Origin of the sequence: Rhodococcus sp. 105337 (assembly GCF_012844225.1) — a bacterium.
In the GTDB taxonomy this organism is placed as follows: domain Bacteria; phylum Actinomycetota; class Actinomycetes; order Mycobacteriales; family Mycobacteriaceae; genus Rhodococcus.
The window spans coordinates 54,972-71,023 of the sequence record NZ_JABAGQ010000012.1; the positions used below are offsets into that span (position 1 = coordinate 54,972).

At 66.0% G+C, this 16,052-nt stretch carries 16 protein-coding genes; 11 read left to right on the plus strand and 5 right to left on the minus strand.

All coding sequences use genetic code 11. The features are described 5' to 3' along the window. The first annotated feature begins 20 nt into the window (after positions 1 to 20). From HF886_RS17390 to HF886_RS17405, 4 genes are all read left to right on the plus strand, one after another. On the plus strand, positions 21 to 344 hold the full coding sequence (locus tag HF886_RS17390; RefSeq protein ID WP_169622637.1) for a YbaB/EbfC family nucleoid-associated protein: 324 nt from the start codon (positions 21 to 23) through the stop codon (positions 342 to 344). Between the two features lie 9 nt (positions 345 to 353). After that, entirely contained in the window at positions 354 to 962 is a 609-nt protein-coding gene (gene recR, locus HF886_RS17395; protein ID WP_169622585.1) for a recombination mediator RecR, read from the plus strand. After that, entirely contained in the window at positions 959 to 1,558 is a 600-nt protein-coding gene (locus HF886_RS17400; RefSeq protein WP_346765226.1) for a TetR family transcriptional regulator, read from the plus strand. The genes recR and HF886_RS17400 overlap by 4 nt, the downstream gene beginning before the upstream one ends. A gap of 140 nt (positions 1,559 to 1,698) precedes the next feature. Next, on the plus strand, positions 1,699 to 3,114 hold the full coding sequence (locus HF886_RS17405) for an MFS transporter (protein ID WP_346765403.1): 1,416 nt from the start codon (positions 1,699 to 1,701) through the stop codon (positions 3,112 to 3,114). Positions 3,115 to 3,162: 48 nt separating this feature from the next. Here HF886_RS17405 and HF886_RS17410 read toward each other — a convergent pair whose 3' ends face one another. Further along, positions 3,163 to 4,131: an oxygenase MpaB family protein gene (locus HF886_RS17410; protein WP_169652998.1), complete on the minus strand. Its 969-nt coding sequence runs from the start codon at positions 4,129 to 4,131 to the stop codon at positions 3,163 to 3,165. Between the two features lie 4 nt (positions 4,132 to 4,135). Further along, on the minus strand, positions 4,136 to 5,674 hold the full coding sequence (locus HF886_RS17415) for an aldehyde dehydrogenase family protein (protein WP_169652999.1): 1,539 nt from the start codon (positions 5,672 to 5,674) through the stop codon (positions 4,136 to 4,138). A gap of 201 nt (positions 5,675 to 5,875) precedes the next feature. On the opposite strand from HF886_RS17415, the gene HF886_RS17420 reads away from it, so the two are divergent. Together HF886_RS17420 and HF886_RS17425 are read left to right on the plus strand one after the other, a co-directional pair. Then, positions 5,876 to 6,553 carry a GntR family transcriptional regulator gene (locus tag HF886_RS17420; protein WP_169653044.1) on the plus strand — a complete coding sequence of 226 codons (678 nt, stop codon included), beginning with the start codon at positions 5,876 to 5,878 and terminating at the stop codon, positions 6,551 to 6,553. An 80-nt stretch (positions 6,554 to 6,633) separates the two neighbouring features. Continuing rightward, a complete protein-coding gene (locus HF886_RS17425; RefSeq protein WP_169653000.1) occupies positions 6,634 to 7,476 on the plus strand; it encodes an oxygenase MpaB family protein in 843 nt (280 codons plus the stop codon). An 8-nt stretch (positions 7,477 to 7,484) separates the two neighbouring features. Here HF886_RS17425 and HF886_RS17430 read toward each other — a convergent pair whose 3' ends face one another. Genes HF886_RS17430 through HF886_RS17440 form a run of 3 tightly spaced genes read right to left on the minus strand, consistent with a single transcriptional unit; the run spans position 7,485 to position 10,343 of the window. Beyond that, positions 7,485 to 7,961, minus strand: coding sequence for a DUF4334 domain-containing protein (locus HF886_RS17430; RefSeq protein ID WP_169622590.1), 477 nt, complete (start codon positions 7,959 to 7,961; stop codon positions 7,485 to 7,487). A 10-nt stretch (positions 7,962 to 7,971) separates the two neighbouring features. Further along, positions 7,972 to 9,084, minus strand: coding sequence for an NAD(P)-dependent alcohol dehydrogenase (locus tag HF886_RS17435; RefSeq protein ID WP_169653001.1), 1,113 nt, complete (start codon positions 9,082 to 9,084; stop codon positions 7,972 to 7,974). Beyond that, a complete protein-coding gene (locus tag HF886_RS17440) occupies positions 9,081 to 10,343 on the minus strand; it encodes a TetR/AcrR family transcriptional regulator (protein WP_346765397.1) in 1,263 nt (420 codons plus the stop codon). Before HF886_RS17440 ends, HF886_RS17435 begins: the two co-directional genes overlap by 4 nt. A 254-nt stretch (positions 10,344 to 10,597) precedes the next feature. On the opposite strand from HF886_RS17440, the gene HF886_RS17445 reads away from it, so the two are divergent. The 5 genes from HF886_RS17445 (at position 10,598) to HF886_RS17465 (ending at position 16,010) form a co-directional block, all read left to right on the plus strand. After that, on the plus strand, positions 10,598 to 11,587 hold the full coding sequence (locus HF886_RS17445) for a nitronate monooxygenase family protein (RefSeq protein ID WP_296549607.1): 990 nt from the start codon (positions 10,598 to 10,600) through the stop codon (positions 11,585 to 11,587). Further along, complete coding sequence (locus tag HF886_RS17450) at positions 11,584 to 12,366, plus strand: enoyl-CoA hydratase (RefSeq protein ID WP_169653003.1); 783 nt, start codon at positions 11,584 to 11,586, stop codon at positions 12,364 to 12,366. Before HF886_RS17445 ends, HF886_RS17450 begins: the two co-directional genes overlap by 4 nt. Positions 12,367 to 12,655: 289 nt before the next feature. Continuing rightward, positions 12,656 to 14,269 carry a fatty-acid--CoA ligase FadD5 gene (gene fadD5, locus HF886_RS17455; protein WP_169653004.1) on the plus strand — a complete coding sequence of 538 codons (1,614 nt, stop codon included), beginning with the start codon at positions 12,656 to 12,658 and terminating at the stop codon, positions 14,267 to 14,269. A gap of 68 nt (positions 14,270 to 14,337) precedes the next feature. Further along, on the plus strand, positions 14,338 to 15,147 hold the full coding sequence (locus HF886_RS17460; protein WP_169622595.1) for an ABC transporter permease: 810 nt from the start codon (positions 14,338 to 14,340) through the stop codon (positions 15,145 to 15,147). Then, the gene (locus HF886_RS17465) at positions 15,147 to 16,010 is read left to right on the plus strand and encodes an ABC transporter permease (RefSeq protein ID WP_169622596.1); all 864 of its coding nucleotides are present in this window, start codon (positions 15,147 to 15,149) and stop codon (positions 16,008 to 16,010) included. Before HF886_RS17460 ends, HF886_RS17465 begins: the two co-directional genes overlap by 1 nt. Positions 16,011 to 16,052 lie beyond the last annotated feature (42 nt).

The window sequence follows — 16,052 nt, forward strand, 5'->3', positions numbered from 1 at the left end:
TGTCCGTGCAACCCGGTGGAATGCCCGACATGCAGCAACTCCTCGCTCAGGCCCAGCAGATGCAGCAGCAACTGATGGCCGCTCAGAACGAAATGTCACAGGAGGAGGTCACCGGTCAGGCCGGTGGAGGCCTGGTGACCGCGACGGTGAAGGGCACGGGCGAGGTCGTCGCCGTGCACATCGATCCGAAGGTCGTCGATCCCGACGATATCGAAACACTGCAGGACCTGGTGGTCGGCGCGATCGCCGATGCATCCGCGAAGGCGCAGGAGAGTGCCGCCGAGAAGCTCGGCCCGCTCGCCGGCGGTCTCGGCGGCGGCATTCCCGGCTTGCCCGGTCTCTAGAGGCTCGCGTTGTACGAAGGACCGGTACAGGACCTCATCGACGAGCTGGGCAAGCTTCCCGGTGTCGGGCCGAAGAGTGCGCAGCGCATCGCGTTCCATCTGTTGTCGGTGGAGCCTCCCGAAATCGACCGACTCCAGGCGGCGTTGCAGAAGGTGCGCGACGGGGTTCAGTTCTGTGAGGTGTGCGGCACCGTGTCGGATCGGGAGCGGTGCAGGATCTGTTCCGACCTCCGGCGCGACCGCACACAGATCTGCGTGGTCGAGGAACCCAAGGATGTGCAGGCGATCGAGCGCACCCGCGAGTTCCGCGGCCGCTACCACGTGCTCGGTGGTGCGCTCGATCCGCTCAACGGCATCGGGCCTGACCAGTTGCACATCCGGGAACTTCTCACCCGGATCGGCAACCAGGAGGACGGCGTCGACGTCTCCGAGGTGATCATCGCGACCGATCCCAACACGGAGGGCGAGGCCACCGCGACGTATCTGGTCCGGATGTTGCGCGACTTCCCCGGGCTGACCGTGACGCGCCTCGCGTCCGGCCTGCCGATGGGCGGTGACCTCGAGTTCGCGGACGAGCTCACCCTCGGACGTGCGCTGTCGGGCCGGCGAGCGATGTGACCGGCGGAGCCGCGGACGACATCTCAACGGACGAACCCGAGAAGCGCCGACGGAGTTCGGACGAGACGCGCAAGCTGATCCTCGATGCGGCGGGCAAGGCCTTTGCGACCCGGCCGTACCGCGACATCACCCTCAAGGACATCGCGGTGGACGCGGGGGTGAGTGCTCCGCTGATCATCAAGTACTTCGGCTCGAAGGAGCAGTTGTACGAAGCGCTGGTGGATTTCCAAGCCGGCGCGCAGGTGCTGTTCGACGGCCCGCTGGAGACGCTGGGGGAGCGGATGGTCGCGATGTTCGCCCGTCCGCTCGAACCGTACAAGCCGTTGTCCATGAACATTCTGTTCATGAGCGGGGCGAGCGACGAGAGCAATCGCCTGCTGCGTGAGAACTATTCGACGCAGATGATCGATGCTCTTGCCGCGAGGCTGCCGGGCGCCGATGCGAGGTTGCGCGCCGAACTGGCGATGTCGGCGGTGATGGGTCTCGCGATCATGCGTCGTCGCATGATGCGGGAGCACGCCACGGGAACGCTGGACGAGGTCGTGGCCCTCTACGCACCGCTGGTGCAGACGCTTCTCGACGGCATTCGGGAGTGAATCGTCTCACTCGTGTTGTGAGGTGAATGGGTGTTCACCTAATCTGGTGAACACCCATTCACCTATGCCGAGGAGGGGCCTTGACAGTTTCGGTCCCTCTGCGGCTGTCCGTGCCCCGCCGCTTCCGTCCCGCTGAACGAATCCGCATCGACGCTCGCGCTGCCCGTCGTCCGGACCTGGGCCGGTTCGTCTTCGCGGTGCTCGCGGTCGGAGCCGTCTTCCAGGCGATCATGCAGACCGTCATGGTGCCGCTGCTGCCCAGCATGCCGGGCTTCACCGGTGCCGGACCGACCGCGGTGTCGTGGTTGGTGACGGCGACGCTGCTGGTCGGCGCGGTGATGACACCGATCTTCGGCCGCCTCGCCGACATGATCGGCAAGAAGAAGATGCTCCTGATCGCCTTCACGGTGATGACGATCGGCTCGCTGATCTGCGCCATGACCTCGAACATCGGGCTGCTCATCTTTGCGCGCGGCCTGCAGGGAGCGGGCGCCGCAGTGCTTCCGATCGGCATGGCGATCCTGCGCGAGGTGCTGCCGCGCGATCGCGTGGACCGCTCGGTTGCGATGCTCAGCTCGACCCTCGGCATCGGCACCGCGGTCGGAATCCCCTTCGCCGCCGCGATCGTGCAATTCGCCGACTGGCACCTGTTGTTCTGGGTGACCGCGGCCATCGGTGCGGGCGTGACGCTTGCGGCGTGGTTGGTCGTGCCGGAGTCGGACAGCCGCGCGGGCGGACGCTTCGACGTGGTGGGTGCGGCCGGATTGTCGGCAGCACTGATCTGTTTGCTGGTGCCCATCACCCAGGGCAGTTCGTGGGGCTGGACGAGCCCGGCGGTGCTGTCCATGGCCGCGTCCGCCGTGGTTGTCTTCGGCATCTGGGGCTTCCAGCAACTGCGCAACCGCAATCCGCTCGTCGACCTTCGCGTCGCCGCTCGGCGTTCCGTGCTCACGCCGCACCTGTCGGCGTTGCTCGTCGGATTCGCGTTCTACGGAAACACCCTCATCACCACCCAGTTGCTGCAGGCACCGAGGGGCGAGGGCGCGGGATACGGTCTGACGATCCTCCAGGCGGCGGCGTGCCAGCTCGCCGCGAGCTTCGCCATGATGATCTTTGCGATCGTGGCGTCGCGGATCACCGAGCGATTCGGTCCGAAGGTGACGATCATGATCGGTGCGCTGTTCCTGCTCGCCGGCTACGGTATCCACGCGGTGCCGGACAAACCGCTCTGGCTGGTCGTGGCCGCGATCTTCGTCGCGGCAGTCGGCACGTCGCTCGTGTACTGCACCTTGCCGGTGCTGATCCTCGGAGCCGTACCCCTGGAGCAGAACGCGGCAGCCAACGGCGTCAACGTTCTGCTGCGCACGGTGGGCAGCACGGTGTGCAGCGCAGTGGTCGCATCGGTGCTCGCCGCTCACGCCTTCGCGGGCGGTGTGAGCACCGCCGGGTTCGTCATCGCCTATCTGGTGTGTGCCGCATGCGCGATCGTGGTCTTCGCGTCGGCGTTCGCGTTGCCGTCACGACAGACGCGTCGGTCCGGCTCGACGACAGTCTGACGGCGGCGGGGGTCTGACGGCGACGGGCGGGGCCTGGGCGCTGCGACGTCAGTGCTGCTCTACGCCGAGGTCGCGCGGACGGTATCCGAGCGGGTAACCCGGGTAGGTCCGGTTGCTCGGATTGCTTGCGGAGAGCGACGCCCGTCGTTTCGGGAAGCGGCGGACCAGTGCGGACCGTGCGCGCAGCGCACCCTCGGACACCGCCCGCATCCGAGCCGAGCCCTTCGGGAACCCGAACGCCGCGGCCATCCGGTCGTCGATCAGCGAGTACACGACCTTCTCGACTCCACCGCGCAGCGGTTTCGGGTACCAGGACTGGAACAGCCGCAGCGTGTAGGTCCCGATGGCGTGGTTGTCGTCGCTGTAGACGAACCTCGTCCGCTCGTAGTCCTGCTTGAACCGGTAGTACTCCTGGAACGTCTCCGGAATGTCCTTGATACCCATGCGGATACCGACCTGCCGGTAGAAGTGGAACGACGCGAGACGTTCGTTCGGGTGGAGGCGACGCCACCCGTACCTGTCGATCCAGTCGAGCGGGTCGAACGCGAAGGTCGACAGCACGTACAGCATGTCGTCGTTGTCGATCGAGTACTTGCCGTGCATCCGGTTGATGTTCCGCAGCGATTCGCGGCCGCGTTCGGCGTCGTATCCGTGCTCGACGAGTTCGGCCATCAGCAGCGCTGTGTCGTCGTAACGCTTCTGCGGGCGCTTCTCGAATTCACCGGTGCGCGCGAGGAGTGCGGAAATGGTGGGAACGCAGTACGTACGGAACAACGCGAACTCGAGGGAACGCTGGTAGTCCCAAGGAAATTCGTACCCGGCCGTGATCCGGTGGATGTCCTGGTGCTGCGTCACCGGGTCGAGTTCTTCGATGACCTTGACCCACCCCATGCGACCCCGCCGCGGGCGAGGCTCGCGGTCCGGGGGCGCGAACGTTCCTGCCTTCTCGATACGAGCCGCCGGACTCGCCACGACGGCCGCCTTGCGGCTGCGGGTGCGCGGGGGAGTGGTCGTCATCCGATCACCTTCCGTGCATGTACTTGAGCATGAGTTCGGAAATCCTCAGGTCACGCGCCGGCCGCTCGAGGCTCATCAGTTTCAGTGGGGAACTGAACCTCTCGACCGTGACCGACTTGGGGCGGCTGAACTCGCGAAGGCCGTCGGCGCCGTGGATGCGTCCGAAGCCCGACTCGCCGACGCCACCGAACGGCAGCGACGCGATGGCGGCGAAACCGAGCACCGAGTTGATCGACACCATGCCGTTGCGCAGGCGCTCGGCGAGCTCGCGTCCCTTGGACTTGTTGCCGATGAAGATCGACGCCCCGAGACCGTATTCGGTGCCGTTGGCGCGATCGACCGCCTCGTCCAGGTCGCGAACCTGGTTGACCACCACCGTGGGACCGAAGGTTTCTTCGCACACGGCCGTGGACGTCTCGGGGACGTCGGTGAGGATGACTGGTCCGATGACGAGACCCTGGATCGAGTCGAGGCCGCCGAGTACCGCTTTGCCCCCGCTCGCGAGCGCATCCTCGATATGGCCGCGCACGACGTCCACCTGGCGCGGCAGAGTCATCGGGCCGTAGGTCGAATCGGTGTCCCCGCCCGGATGTGCGCGCGAGACGGTCGCGGTGAGCTTGTCGAGGAACTCGCGGTAGACAGGCTCGACGACGTAGATCCGTTCGACGCCCGCGCATGTCTGGCCGGCGTTGCCGAACGCACCGAAGGCGGCGAATTCCACCGCCTTGTCGATGTCGGCGTCGGCCGCGACGATCATTGCGTCCTTACCGCCGCACTCGGCGACGAGCGGGGTCAGCGTCTCGGCACACGCGGCCATGACTTTGCGTGCGGTGGGACCGGATCCGGTGAACGCGACCTTGTCGACACCCGATCGGACCAACGCCGAACCCGTTTCCCCGAGACCCGTGATCACCTGGAACACAGGCTGGGACGGGGAAATCGAATTCCACTTGTCCTCGAGCCACTTTCCGACGCCCGGCGTGAGTTCGCTCGGCTTGAAGACGACCGCGTTTCCTGCCGCCAGCGAGTAGGCAATGGAACCCATCGGTGTGTAGACCGGGTAGTTCCACGGCCCGATCGCACCGACGACGCCGAGCGGCTTGTACTCGAGGGTGGCCGCCTGGTTGAAGCTTGCGACGCCCGACGGGACCCTGCGCGGGCGGAGCACCTTCTTCGCGTTGCGCGCGGCCCAGTCGAGGTGTTCGACGGCGAGCAGGACTTCGAGGAACGCGTCCCCGTACGGCTTTCCGGTCTCCCTCGACACGACGGTGGCGAGCGAGGTGGCGTCGGACGCAATGGCTTTCTTGAACTCGAGCAGCCACTCCCGGCGTCCGCGGAATCCCTGCGCCTCCCACCAGCGTGAGGCGATCCGTGCGCGGTCGACGGCGGCGGCAACCTCGGCGGCATCGGCGATCGGATACTCGGCGATCACCTCGCCGGTGCGGGGGTCGAGGCTGGCGAACGTGTCGGAGTGTTCCGAGGCGGCAACCGCCTTCGCGGTACCCGCTTCCGAGGTCTCCGAGGGACTGAGATTCTGGGTCATGACCGACACTTCCTGTGGACCGCATCAAATATATTTGATGTGATAGCTGTAGTGGACATCACATTAGGCGCTGTCGCGGTGATTGGACAACCCCTGTGTGCAGTTGTCCGGACTACCTCAGGAGACGATATGTCGGCACCCACACCGAGCACCGACAAGGCCAGTGAGCGGGGCGGGATCCGGCCGCGGGCGGGGTTGCCGATGCGGCGGCGACCGCAGTTGTCCGACGAGGTCGCGGGGCACCTGCGCGGCTCGATCATGTCGGGCGCGCTCCGGCCCGGAGATTTCATCCGCCTCGACGAGACGGCCGCCGAACTCGGGGTCAGCGTCACGCCGGTGCGCGAAGCGCTCCTCACGCTGCGGGGCGAAGGAATGGTCGAGTCGGCGCCGAATCGTGGATACCGGGTCTCACCCCTGAACAGGTCCGACATCGACGACATCTTCTGGTTGCAGGGGCAGATCGCGGTGGAACTGGCGCTGCGCGCCGTGGATCGGGTCACTGCCGAGGATCTCGTGCGGCTCGCGGAACTCAACGAGCGGTTGCGCTCGCTCGTCGCAATTCCCGGCGGCGCGGTGCCGGATGTGGAGCGGATCGCCGACGCGGAGTTCGACTTCCATCGGGAGGTCAACCGCATCGCGGGCAGTCCCAAACTCGCCTGGTTCCTCAACAATGCGGCACGTGTCATCCCGTACCGCCTCTACGCACGCGACACCGGGTGGGGGACGAAGGCGGTCACGGCGCACACCAAGCTCATCGAGGCGATGCGGGTCCGTGATCACAACGAGGTGATCACGCAGACCCTGGTGCAGTTCGACGACGCGGCGGAGAGATTGGTCGAGCATCGCCGGCGCGTGGTGACGGACCGGCCGGGGGTGTAGGACCGGCGCTTGCCTATCTGAACACGGGTGTGCACAATTCGAATGATCGTGCTGCATCCGTATTCCCGTCAGGAGAGCCCATGGTGACCCGCACCGGAGAGGGCGCACCCCGCGTCGCCACCGAGTCCCGTCCGATTCCGCCCGGCTCCGTCGACCTCGCCGATTTCGTGGGTGAGTCCATGTTGCTCCTCGGAGCAGGGGCCACTGTTCTCCTGCAACTCGCGGAGCGAGGAGTCGGGCACGGCGTTGCCGAGCACAGCACCACGTTGCAACGGCCGCTCGACCGGCTGCGGACCACCATGACCTACGTCTACGCGGTCACGCTCGGTTCCCCCGAGGAGAAGCAGCAAATCGTGCGGATGGTCAACAAGGCCCATGTGCCGGTGCATTCGGAGACGTACACCGCGTTCGATCCCGAACTCCAGCTGTGGGTGGCGGCGACGCTGTACCGCAACGGTGCGGAGATGTACTCGCGCATGTTCGGCGAACTCGGCGACAACGACCTCGAGCACCTGTATCGCCAATCGGCGGTGTACGGAACCGCGCTTCAGGTCAAGGAACACATGTGGCCGGCCACGCGAGCCGACTTCGAGGCGTACTGGGACGAGAAGATCGCGTCGTTCGAGGTGGACGCGAAGGTTCGTGCCTTCACGCGCCACCTGCTTTCCGGTGGCGACGCCCCCCTCGCAGTCCGCGCGCTGATGCCCGTGCAGCGGTTCATGACGATAGGCCTTCTGCCGCAACGGTTGCGAGAGGAGTTCGCCCTTCCGTGGAGTCGGCGCGACCAGCGCCGATTCGACCTCTTCTGGAAGGTCTTTCCCCCGCTCTATCGCCTCGTCCCGAGGCCGATCCGGCAGTTGTCGGCGACGTACTACCTGCGCGACATGCGCCGCCGCATGGCAGCGCAGCAGCATCTTATCTGACGGAGAACTCAGAGAGCCACGTCGCGCTCGAGTCCGAACCAGTAGTGCTCTCCGCCGTCGAAGACGAGTTTTCCCTTCCCGTTCATCACACCGATCAGTGTGTCGTCGTCGACCTTCTTGAAGTGGTCGAAGACGGGCATGCCGTCGTACACCATCGTCGCGGTCACCTCGCCCCGGAACACGATTTCCCACAGGCTCGCCTCTCCGCGACCGGTTTCCTTGTCGGAGAACAGTTCCCCGTCCTCACCGCGGCACACCAGGGGTTGCACCTCGGTCGGTGAGACGAACGTCTTCCCGTACCACCGGGACGCGCCGAGAAGCCCGTGGGTGCGATGGCCGGTATCGAAGCTGAACCCTTTCCAGCGGAATCCGACGAGATCGTCTATCCGTGCCGGCGTGAGACGCGGCCACAACGCGTCGAGTTCGCGCGGATCGATTGTCTCGGTGCGGGCGCGAAGGTCCGCGACGTGCCGAACTACGTCCATGTCGTCTCCTCTAGTTGTCGAAGGTCAGAACTGCCTTGACGACTTCGCCCGAGCGCACGGCATCGAGGGCGTCGTCGAGTTTTGTGAAGTCGAACGTACGGACCAGTTTCTCGACGGGGAAACGGCCGTCACGCCACAGGTCCGCGAGTTCGGGCAGGAACCGATGAGGATCCGCGTCACCTTCGATCACTCCGGTCAGCGTGCGCCCGCCGAGCAGATGCGTCTGATCGACCGTGATGGGATTGCGGCCTGCCTGCAGGCCGAGTGTCGCGCACACGCCGGGACTGCCCAACGACGACAACGCCTGCCGAACAACCGATTCGGTCCCGACGGCTTCGACCGCGAAATCGGCTCCGCCGCCCGTGAGACGACGGAGATGACGGCCGAGGTCGTCGTGCTCGTCGGGCGATACCACCTCGGTGGCCCCGAGTTCGCGCGCGAGGTCGTGCCGGCGACGGTTGGGGTCGATACCGATGATGGTGGTGCACTCCGCGATGCGGGCGGCCATGATCGCGGCCATCCCGACCGCACCGAGGCCGAACACCACGATCGACGAGTCGGGTTCCGGCCGAAGAACCCGGAGGACCGTGCCCGCGCCGGTGGCGAGCCCGCATCCGAGAGGTCCCGCGAGAGCGACCGGTACGTCGCAGGGCAGCCGCACCGCATTGCGCTCGGTGACCACCGCCAGCGACGAGAAGGACGATTGCCCGAACCAGTTGCCGTGCAGGGCACGGCCGTTCGCGTCCTGAAGAACAGTCGTGCCGTCGCTCCGGGTACCGCCGTAGTTGAGCCCGGCGAAGCGGGCGCAATACGCGGGTCGGCCGCGTGTGCAATTGCGGCACTGCCGACACGAATCGAAACCCAGAACCACCGCGTCTCCGACCGCGAGTCGCGTCACCGCCGTGCCGACTTCGGTGACGACGCCGGCGCCCTCGTGTCCGAGGACCGCGGGCACCGGAATGGGGACGCCCCCGGCCGCCGCGGTGAGGTCGGTGTGACAGATTCCGACGCCGCGAATGCGCACGAGGACTTCGTCGGGACGAAGATCGGGGACGCTGACCTGCTCGAGTTGCAACGGGGCCCCGTACGTCCGGAGAACTGCTGCCGTCGCCGTGCGCCTCATCCGTGCTGTGCTTCCGGCCGGGGTGTGCCGAGCAGTATCGCGAGCATCAACTGCTGCACTCGGCGCCGCGTGGATGCGGTGGACCGGAATCGCAGGAGGTTGCCGGTGTCGAGCACGACGTTGAGGGCCGCGTGCACGAGGAAGCGGCATTCCACCGGCGACAGGTCGCTGCGCAGTTCCCCGATGAGCCGCGCCCAGTCCTCGATGTTGAGTCGCTGGATGTTCCGCAGGTCGCTGCGGTGATGGGCCGGAAGGTTCCCGATCTCCGCGAAATACACCGACATCAGGGCGCTGTGCTCGAACGACAGCCGGATGAAGAAGTCGCTGAGGGTCTCGAGCGCCTGGGCCGGTGTCGTCGACTCGGTCAGGGCCGCGCCCACGGCCACCGCCACCCGATCGGCGGCGCGCCGGAACGCGGCTGCGAGAAGTTCGGCTTTGCTGGGAAAGTGCCGGTAGACCCCGGAGGCGTTGATGCCCGCCGCCGCCCCGATCTCCTCGATGCTCACCTCGTGGTAACCGCGGGCATCGAACAGCAGCACGGCCTCGTGGAGCAGCACTTCGCGTTTGTTCGCCATGGTGAGGCCCTGGGGTGCGGGCGCCGGGTCGGCTTCCGGGAGATCCGGTACGAGGGGGACCGCGGCGAGTGCGCGGCAGGCATCGAGCAGCAACTGCTGGATGCGACGGGTGGACAACGGTGCGCGGTGGGTGGTGATCGAGCCGATGACACTGAGCACGGCCGTGCTGAGCAACACGTGGTCGGAATCGGAAAGATCGGGTCGCAGACGGGAGAGGGTATGCGCGAGCCGCCTGTTGATCGCCACCATCTTCGAGCGGATCACGCTGCGGTCGTCGCTGGTGAGGTACCGCCGCTCCCAGCGATACAGACCCCCGGTGCGCCGGTTGTCGACGGTGGTCCGGATGAGCGAGGTGAGCTGCCGGTCGAGCACGTCGGCCGGATTCTGGTCGTCCCCCGGATCGAGCTCGTTCAGTGCGCCTTCGAGCGCGTCGGCGAGCGTGGCGACGGCGTGGTGGAAGAGCGCGTACTTGTTCGGGAAGTGCCGGTACAGCGCGGGACCGGAAATGCCGACTGCGGACGCGATCTCGTCGATGCTCACTCCGTGGTAGCCGCGTTCGCTGAAGGCCTCGGCGGCAACGGTGGCGATCTGCGCCTTCCGGTTCTTGGGCCGGCGGCGCGGTGCGGGAGTGGCGGAGCCGGCCTCCGCGCGGTTGCGCGCCTCGACCTGCGCGTGTTCGGGCACCGGGCCTCCTCGGATGGGGTGAAGCGCGGCCCACGACCGGGGCCGTAGGGGGATGGTCGGTTTCAAAGGTAACAGCCGCACCCCGGGGAAAGGAACGCGCATCTTCCTCGCGATCGGCGGAAAACCGCAGTACAGAACGTATTGACAAACCCCGGAGGAGCCACCAAAGTTAACACCGATTCTCCATGCAATTCATGGAATTGAGGTAGGGAATCGTGCTGGACACAAGCACATCCAGGATCCGAGGGGGACCCGTGAGGACTCGATTCACCGAGATGTTCGGGGTGGAACATCCCATCGTTCAGGGCGGCATGATGTGGGTCGGCCGCGCCGAACTGGTCGCCGCTGTCGCCGATGCCGGCGCGCTCGGCTTCATCACGGCTCTGACGCAGCCGACCCCCGAGGATCTCGTGCGTGAGATCGAGCGGACCCGCGAACTCACCGACAAGCCGTTCGGTGTCAACCTCACCATTCTTCCCTCGATCAACCCGCCTCCGTACGCCGAATACCGGCAGGCCATCGTCGACTCGGGTATCGAGATCGTCGAAACAGCGGGATTCAACCCCGCGGACCACCTTCCCTTTTTCAAGGACGCCGGTATCAAGGTGATCCACAAATGCACCAGCGTTCGTCACGCGGTCAAAGCGGAACGGATCGGCGTGGACGCGGTGAGTATCGACGGCTTCGAATGTGCCGGGCACCCCGGTGAAGACGATGTGCCGGGCCTGATTCTCATCCCGGCCGCTACCCGCAAGCTCACGATCCCGGTGATCGCATCCGGTGGAATCGCCGACGCCCGCGGTCTCGTAGCCGCGCTCGCGCTCGGTGCCGAAGGGGTGAACATGGGCACCCGGTTCATGTGCACGGTCGAGTCGCCGGTAGCGCAGGAGGTCAAGGAGCAGATCGTCCGGAATACCGAACTCGACACCAAGCTCATTTTCCGGACGCTCCGGAACACGGCCCGCGTCGCCTCCAATGCCGTCAGTCGCGAGGTTGTCGACATCGAGTCGGGCGGAGCGGAGTTCGGAGATATCCAGCATCTCGTCTCGGGCGCCCGCGGCCGGAAGGTGTTCGAGGACGGAGACCTCGACGCAGGAATCTGGAGCGCGGGTCAGAGTCAGGGGCTGATCGACGACATACCGACGGTGTCGGACCTCGTCACACGCATGGTCGCCGAAGCCGAGGACATCATCACCAGCCGGCTCCAGGGTTTCGTGGCCGCCGGCTCGGAGGTGGGGGCATGACCGCAACGCCCACCGTCGAGGGACTCCGCTCCGAACTCGCCGACGGGATCCTCAGGCTCACCATTTCCCGGCCCAAGCGAATGAACGCGATCGATCTGGCGACGTTGTCGGCGCTGCGCGACGCGGTGACGGCGGCCGATACCGACACCCGGGTGCGCACGATCGTTATCACCGGTGAGGGCAAGGCATTCTGTACCGGAGCGGATCTCGCTGCGGGAGCGGCGAATCCGCAGGACCCGACCGTAGCGATGGATGCCACTACCGGTTTGATCCGCGCGATCACCGACGTTTCCGTTCCCGTCATCGCGGCAGTGAACGGTCCTGCCGCCGGTGTCGGAGTGTCGATCGCCCTCGTCGCCGACCTTACGTACGCTGCTGAGAGCGCATACTTCCTGCTGTCCTTCGTGAACATCGGGTTGATGCCCGACGGTGGGGCGAGTCTGCTCGTTCCGGCCGCGATCGGCCGCGCTCGCGCGGCCGAGATGGCGCTGCTCGGCGAACGCATCGGTGGTGCGGACGCCGACCGTTTCGGACTGGTGACGCGGACACTGCCGGACGACGAACTCGCGGCACACGTGGACGCGGTGGCCGCGCGCACCGCGCGGGGACCCCGACGCGCACAGGCCCTCACCAAGAAAGCACTCAACGCCGCGACCCTCCCACTGCTCGACAGCGCGCTTGCGCGGGAGAAAGAAGGTCAGGTGGAACTGCTCACTTCGGCGGATTTCGCCGAGGGCGCCATGGCGATGCTGGAGAAGCGCCCCGCCCGTTTCACGTAGCCCGGAATGCTCCAACAGGTCGTGCACTTTCCGACGGTGAGTCGCGGACCGCGACATCACCACGCTGCACGGTGCCATTCGGAAAAGCCGCTGTTGAAAGCGGATAACACACGCGTCGTTCGGGTCTGCTCCCTTTCGGGATATCGCGCTCTGTCAGTGTTCGACCGTGGAGAATCTACGTTAACAAAACTCTGGTCTTACCACCGTCGCCCCTGTAATGTGCCTCACACATCGAAGGCTCGGCTTCCCACCGGTTCGCCTTCCTGTCCCGTCACGAGAGGACCCATCGATGGCGCCCCCCGCAGGCACTCCCGGATCGACCGGCACCCGATCGACTGTCACCGAGTCGATGCGTTTTCGTAGCAACAACTGGAACAACCAGGTCTCCCGGCACGCGTTGATGATTCCCGACCGCACCGCACTCCGATTCCTGGGCGAATCCATCTCCTGGTCTCAGCTGGACGCACGGATCGACAAGCTGGCAGATGCGCTGTCGCGGCGGGGCATCGGCTTCGGCGACCGGGTGATCGTGCTGATGCTCAACCGCCCCGAATACCTCGAGACGGTACTGGCCGCCAATGCGCTCGGTGCCATAGCGGTCCCCGTGAACTTCCGCTTGACCGCGCCCGAGGTGGCATTCCTCGTCGCCGATTCCGGTGCGAAAGCCATTGTCGCCGAAGGGCCACTCGTCCCGCTCGCCGCCGCTGCGCGAGCACAGTCGGAAGGCATCGAACTCTTCGTCACCCTCGGTGCCGAACCCGAGGGCGACGCCGTGAGTTACGACGACCTCGTCGCCGAGGACGGCGATGCCCGCACGCCGGTGGAGATCCCGAACGACACGCCGGCGCTCATCATGTACACCTCCGGAACCACCGGCCGCCCGAAGGGCGCTGTGCTCACACATTCGAACATGGAAGCCCAGTCGCTCACGTGCATCCGGGCGTTCCGCCTCTTCGACGAATCCGGCATCGGGTTCTGTGCGTCGCCGATGTTCCACATCGCGGCGCTCGGTTCGATCGCACCGAGCCTGATGCTCGGCACGACGACGGTGATCCACCCCGTCGGCGCGTTCGACCCCGAGGTGCTCCTCGACGTACTCGAAGCGGAGCAGGTGACCAGTCTGTTCCTGGTTCCCGTGCAGTGGCAGGCCGTGTGCGCAGCCCAGCAGTCGAACCCGCGAAAGCTGAAGCTGCGCAACATCTCCTGGGGCGCAGCGCCGAGTTCGGATACCATCCTCCGCGCAATGGCCGAATCCTTCCCGGATGCTTTCAATGTCGCGGTGTTCGGGCAGACGGAGATGTCGCCGATCACGTGCGTCCTCGACGGAAACGACGCGATTCGCAAGCTCGGATCCGTCGGCCGGGTCATACCCACGATTCAGGCGCGTGTCGTCGACGACGAGATGAAGGACGTCGAACCGGGTCAGGTCGGGGAGATCGTCTATCGCGGGCCGACCATGATGCGCGAATACTGGAACAACCCGTCCTCCACGGCGGACGCGTTCTACGGCGGATGGTTCCATTCCGGAGATCTCGTTCGCGTCGACGACGAAGGTTTCGTCTACGTCGTCGACCGCAAGAAGGACATGATCATCTCGGGCGGCGAGAACATCTACTGCGCCGAGGTAGAGAACGTCCTCTTCGGGCACCCGAAGGTTCTCGAAGCCGCTGTCGTCGGCCGTCCGGATTCGAAGTGGGGCGAGGTCCCCGTGGCGGTGCTCGCGCTCGGATCCGGCACCGACGACCTCACCATCGAGGAACTCCAGCCCTACCTCGACGACCACTTGGCGCGGTACAAGCACCCCAAGGAAGTCGTGCTCGTCGAGGCGTTGCCCCGCAACGCCAGCGGCAAGGTCGTCAAGGGCCAACTCCGCGGCGGATTGTCCGCCGTGATTCAAGGCTGACCCTCCCGCACCGGCCACCCGGTCGCGTTCGGGACCGGGCCGTGGATCAGTGAAAGGAGAGGGGGCACATGACGTTCGAACTGCCCAAACCGAAGGGACCGGCACACGATCTGGCGATCCAGGTCGGTGCGCTCGTCGGCTTCTCTCTCGAAACCCTGGTTGCCACGGCCCGCGTCCTGTTCCGCCGTCGTCTCTCGCTCGGCGAGACCGTTACCCAGGCGCTGTTCATCGCGAAGGTCTGCAGCGGTCCCGCACTACTGCTGATGCTCCCGGTCGGTGTACTGATCGCGGTGTCGGTCGGTTCGCTCGCGGGACAACTCGGCGCCGGCGCCTACTCCGGCGCAATCGTCTCGTTCGTCGTGGTCGGACAGGCCGCCGCGCTGGTGTGCGCTCTCATGCTCGCCGGTGTCGGCGGTTCCGCGATCTGTGCAGACCTGGGGTCGCGCACGATCCGGGAAGAGATCGAGGCGATGGAGGTGATGGGACTCAACGTGGTCGAACGACTGGTGGTGCCTCGACTGCTCGCCTCGGTACTCGTCTCGCTCATGCTCTGTTCCCTCGTCACGCTGGTCGGTGTCACCGCGTGCTACCTGTACGAGATCTATCTCAACGACGGGTCCGGCGGGGCGTTCTTGAGAACCCTCGGCGAATACGGTCGACTGTCGGATTTCGCGACGGCCATGTTCAAGTCCGCGTGCTTCGGCGTCACGTCCGCGCTGATCGCTTCCTTCAAGGGCCTCCACGCCAAGGGCGGACCGAGCGGTGTCGCCGACGCCGTCAACGAAGGTGTGGTGCTGGCGTTCGTCATGGTGTTCGTCGTCAATACCGTTCTGTCCCAGATGTACACCGTGCTCGTTCCCGCGGTGGGCACCTACTGATGATCTCGTACACCACCTTCACCCGTGCGCGCTCGATGACGCATCGCCCGGTCGCCGCGACCGTCGACGGGTTCGCATCGATGGGCCGGCAGGTTGTGTTCGCCGGGAAAGCGGTCGCCGGAATCCCCATTGCGCTGCGGCGGTACTTCCGTCACGTGCTCTACCACATCGGCGATGTCAGTTTCGGATACGCGTCGCTGCTCGCCGGGGGCGGCACGATCGGAATCGTGTTCGCGATGTCCGCGGTGGCCGCGATGATGGTGGGTGTCGAAACGCAGCGAGGACTCGAGCTGATCGGCATGACGTCCCTGTCGGGCATGCTGTCCGCGATCGCCAACACCCGGGAACTCGCCCCCGTCGTCGCCTCCATCGCGCTCGCTGCCAAAGTGGGAACGGGCTTCACCGCACAACTGGGCGCGATGCGTATCTCCGACGAGATCGACGCGCTCGACGCGATGGCCGTCCGGTCGATCCCGTTTCTCGCCAGCACCCGTCTCGTCGCCGCGGCGGTATGCGTCGTACCGATCTACATGGTGGGGTTGCTCGCCTCGTTCGTCGCCACCCGGCTGGTCGTCGTCAACTTCCAGGGCAATTCGGCCGGCACCTACGACTACTACTTCCACCTCGCGCTCTCCCCGGCCGACCTCTGGTATTCGCTGATCAAGGCAGTCGTGTTCGCGATGATCGTGGCAATCGTGCACTGTGCGTACGGCTTCTACGCCTCGGGTGGACCGGAGGGCGTGGGCCGTGCCGCAGGGCGGGCGTTGCGTACGAGCATCCTGGCCATCGGGATCACCGACGTCGTGCTCACCTTCGCCCTGTGGGGTCTCGTGCCCACCATCCCGGGGGTGGGAGTCTCGTGACGTCCGCACGCCTCGTCCCGCGGCCATTGCCCGCTGCCGCCG

Bases quoted from the DNA above. Each gene is read 5' to 3' on its own strand.
- HF886_RS17390 (WP_169622637.1), top strand. From the start codon at position 21: ATGCCCGACATGCAGCAACTCCTCGCTCAGGCCCAGCAGATGCAGCAG.
- HF886_RS17410 (WP_169652998.1), bottom strand. From the start codon at position 4,131: ATGACGACCACTCCCCCGCGCACCCGCAGCCGCAAGGCGGCCGTCGTG.
- HF886_RS17415 (WP_169652999.1), bottom strand. From the start codon at position 5,674: ATGACCCAGAATCTCAGTCCCTCGGAGACCTCGGAAGCGGGTACCGCG.
- HF886_RS17420 (WP_169653044.1), top strand. From the start codon at position 5,876: ATGCGGCGGCGACCGCAGTTGTCCGACGAGGTCGCGGGGCACCTGCGC.
- HF886_RS17425 (WP_169653000.1), top strand. From the start codon at position 6,634: ATGGTGACCCGCACCGGAGAGGGCGCACCCCGCGTCGCCACCGAGTCC.
- HF886_RS17430 (WP_169622590.1), bottom strand. From the start codon at position 7,961: ATGGACGTAGTTCGGCACGTCGCGGACCTTCGCGCCCGCACCGAGACA.
- HF886_RS17435 (WP_169653001.1), bottom strand. From the start codon at position 9,084: ATGAGGCGCACGGCGACGGCAGCAGTTCTCCGGACGTACGGGGCCCCG.
- HF886_RS17450 (WP_169653003.1), top strand. From the start codon at position 11,584: ATGACCGCAACGCCCACCGTCGAGGGACTCCGCTCCGAACTCGCCGAC.
- fadD5 (WP_169653004.1), top strand. From the start codon at position 12,656: ATGGCGCCCCCCGCAGGCACTCCCGGATCGACCGGCACCCGATCGACT.
- HF886_RS17460 (WP_169622595.1), top strand. From the start codon at position 14,338: ATGACGTTCGAACTGCCCAAACCGAAGGGACCGGCACACGATCTGGCG.
- HF886_RS17465 (WP_169622596.1), top strand. From the start codon at position 15,147: ATGATCTCGTACACCACCTTCACCCGTGCGCGCTCGATGACGCATCGC.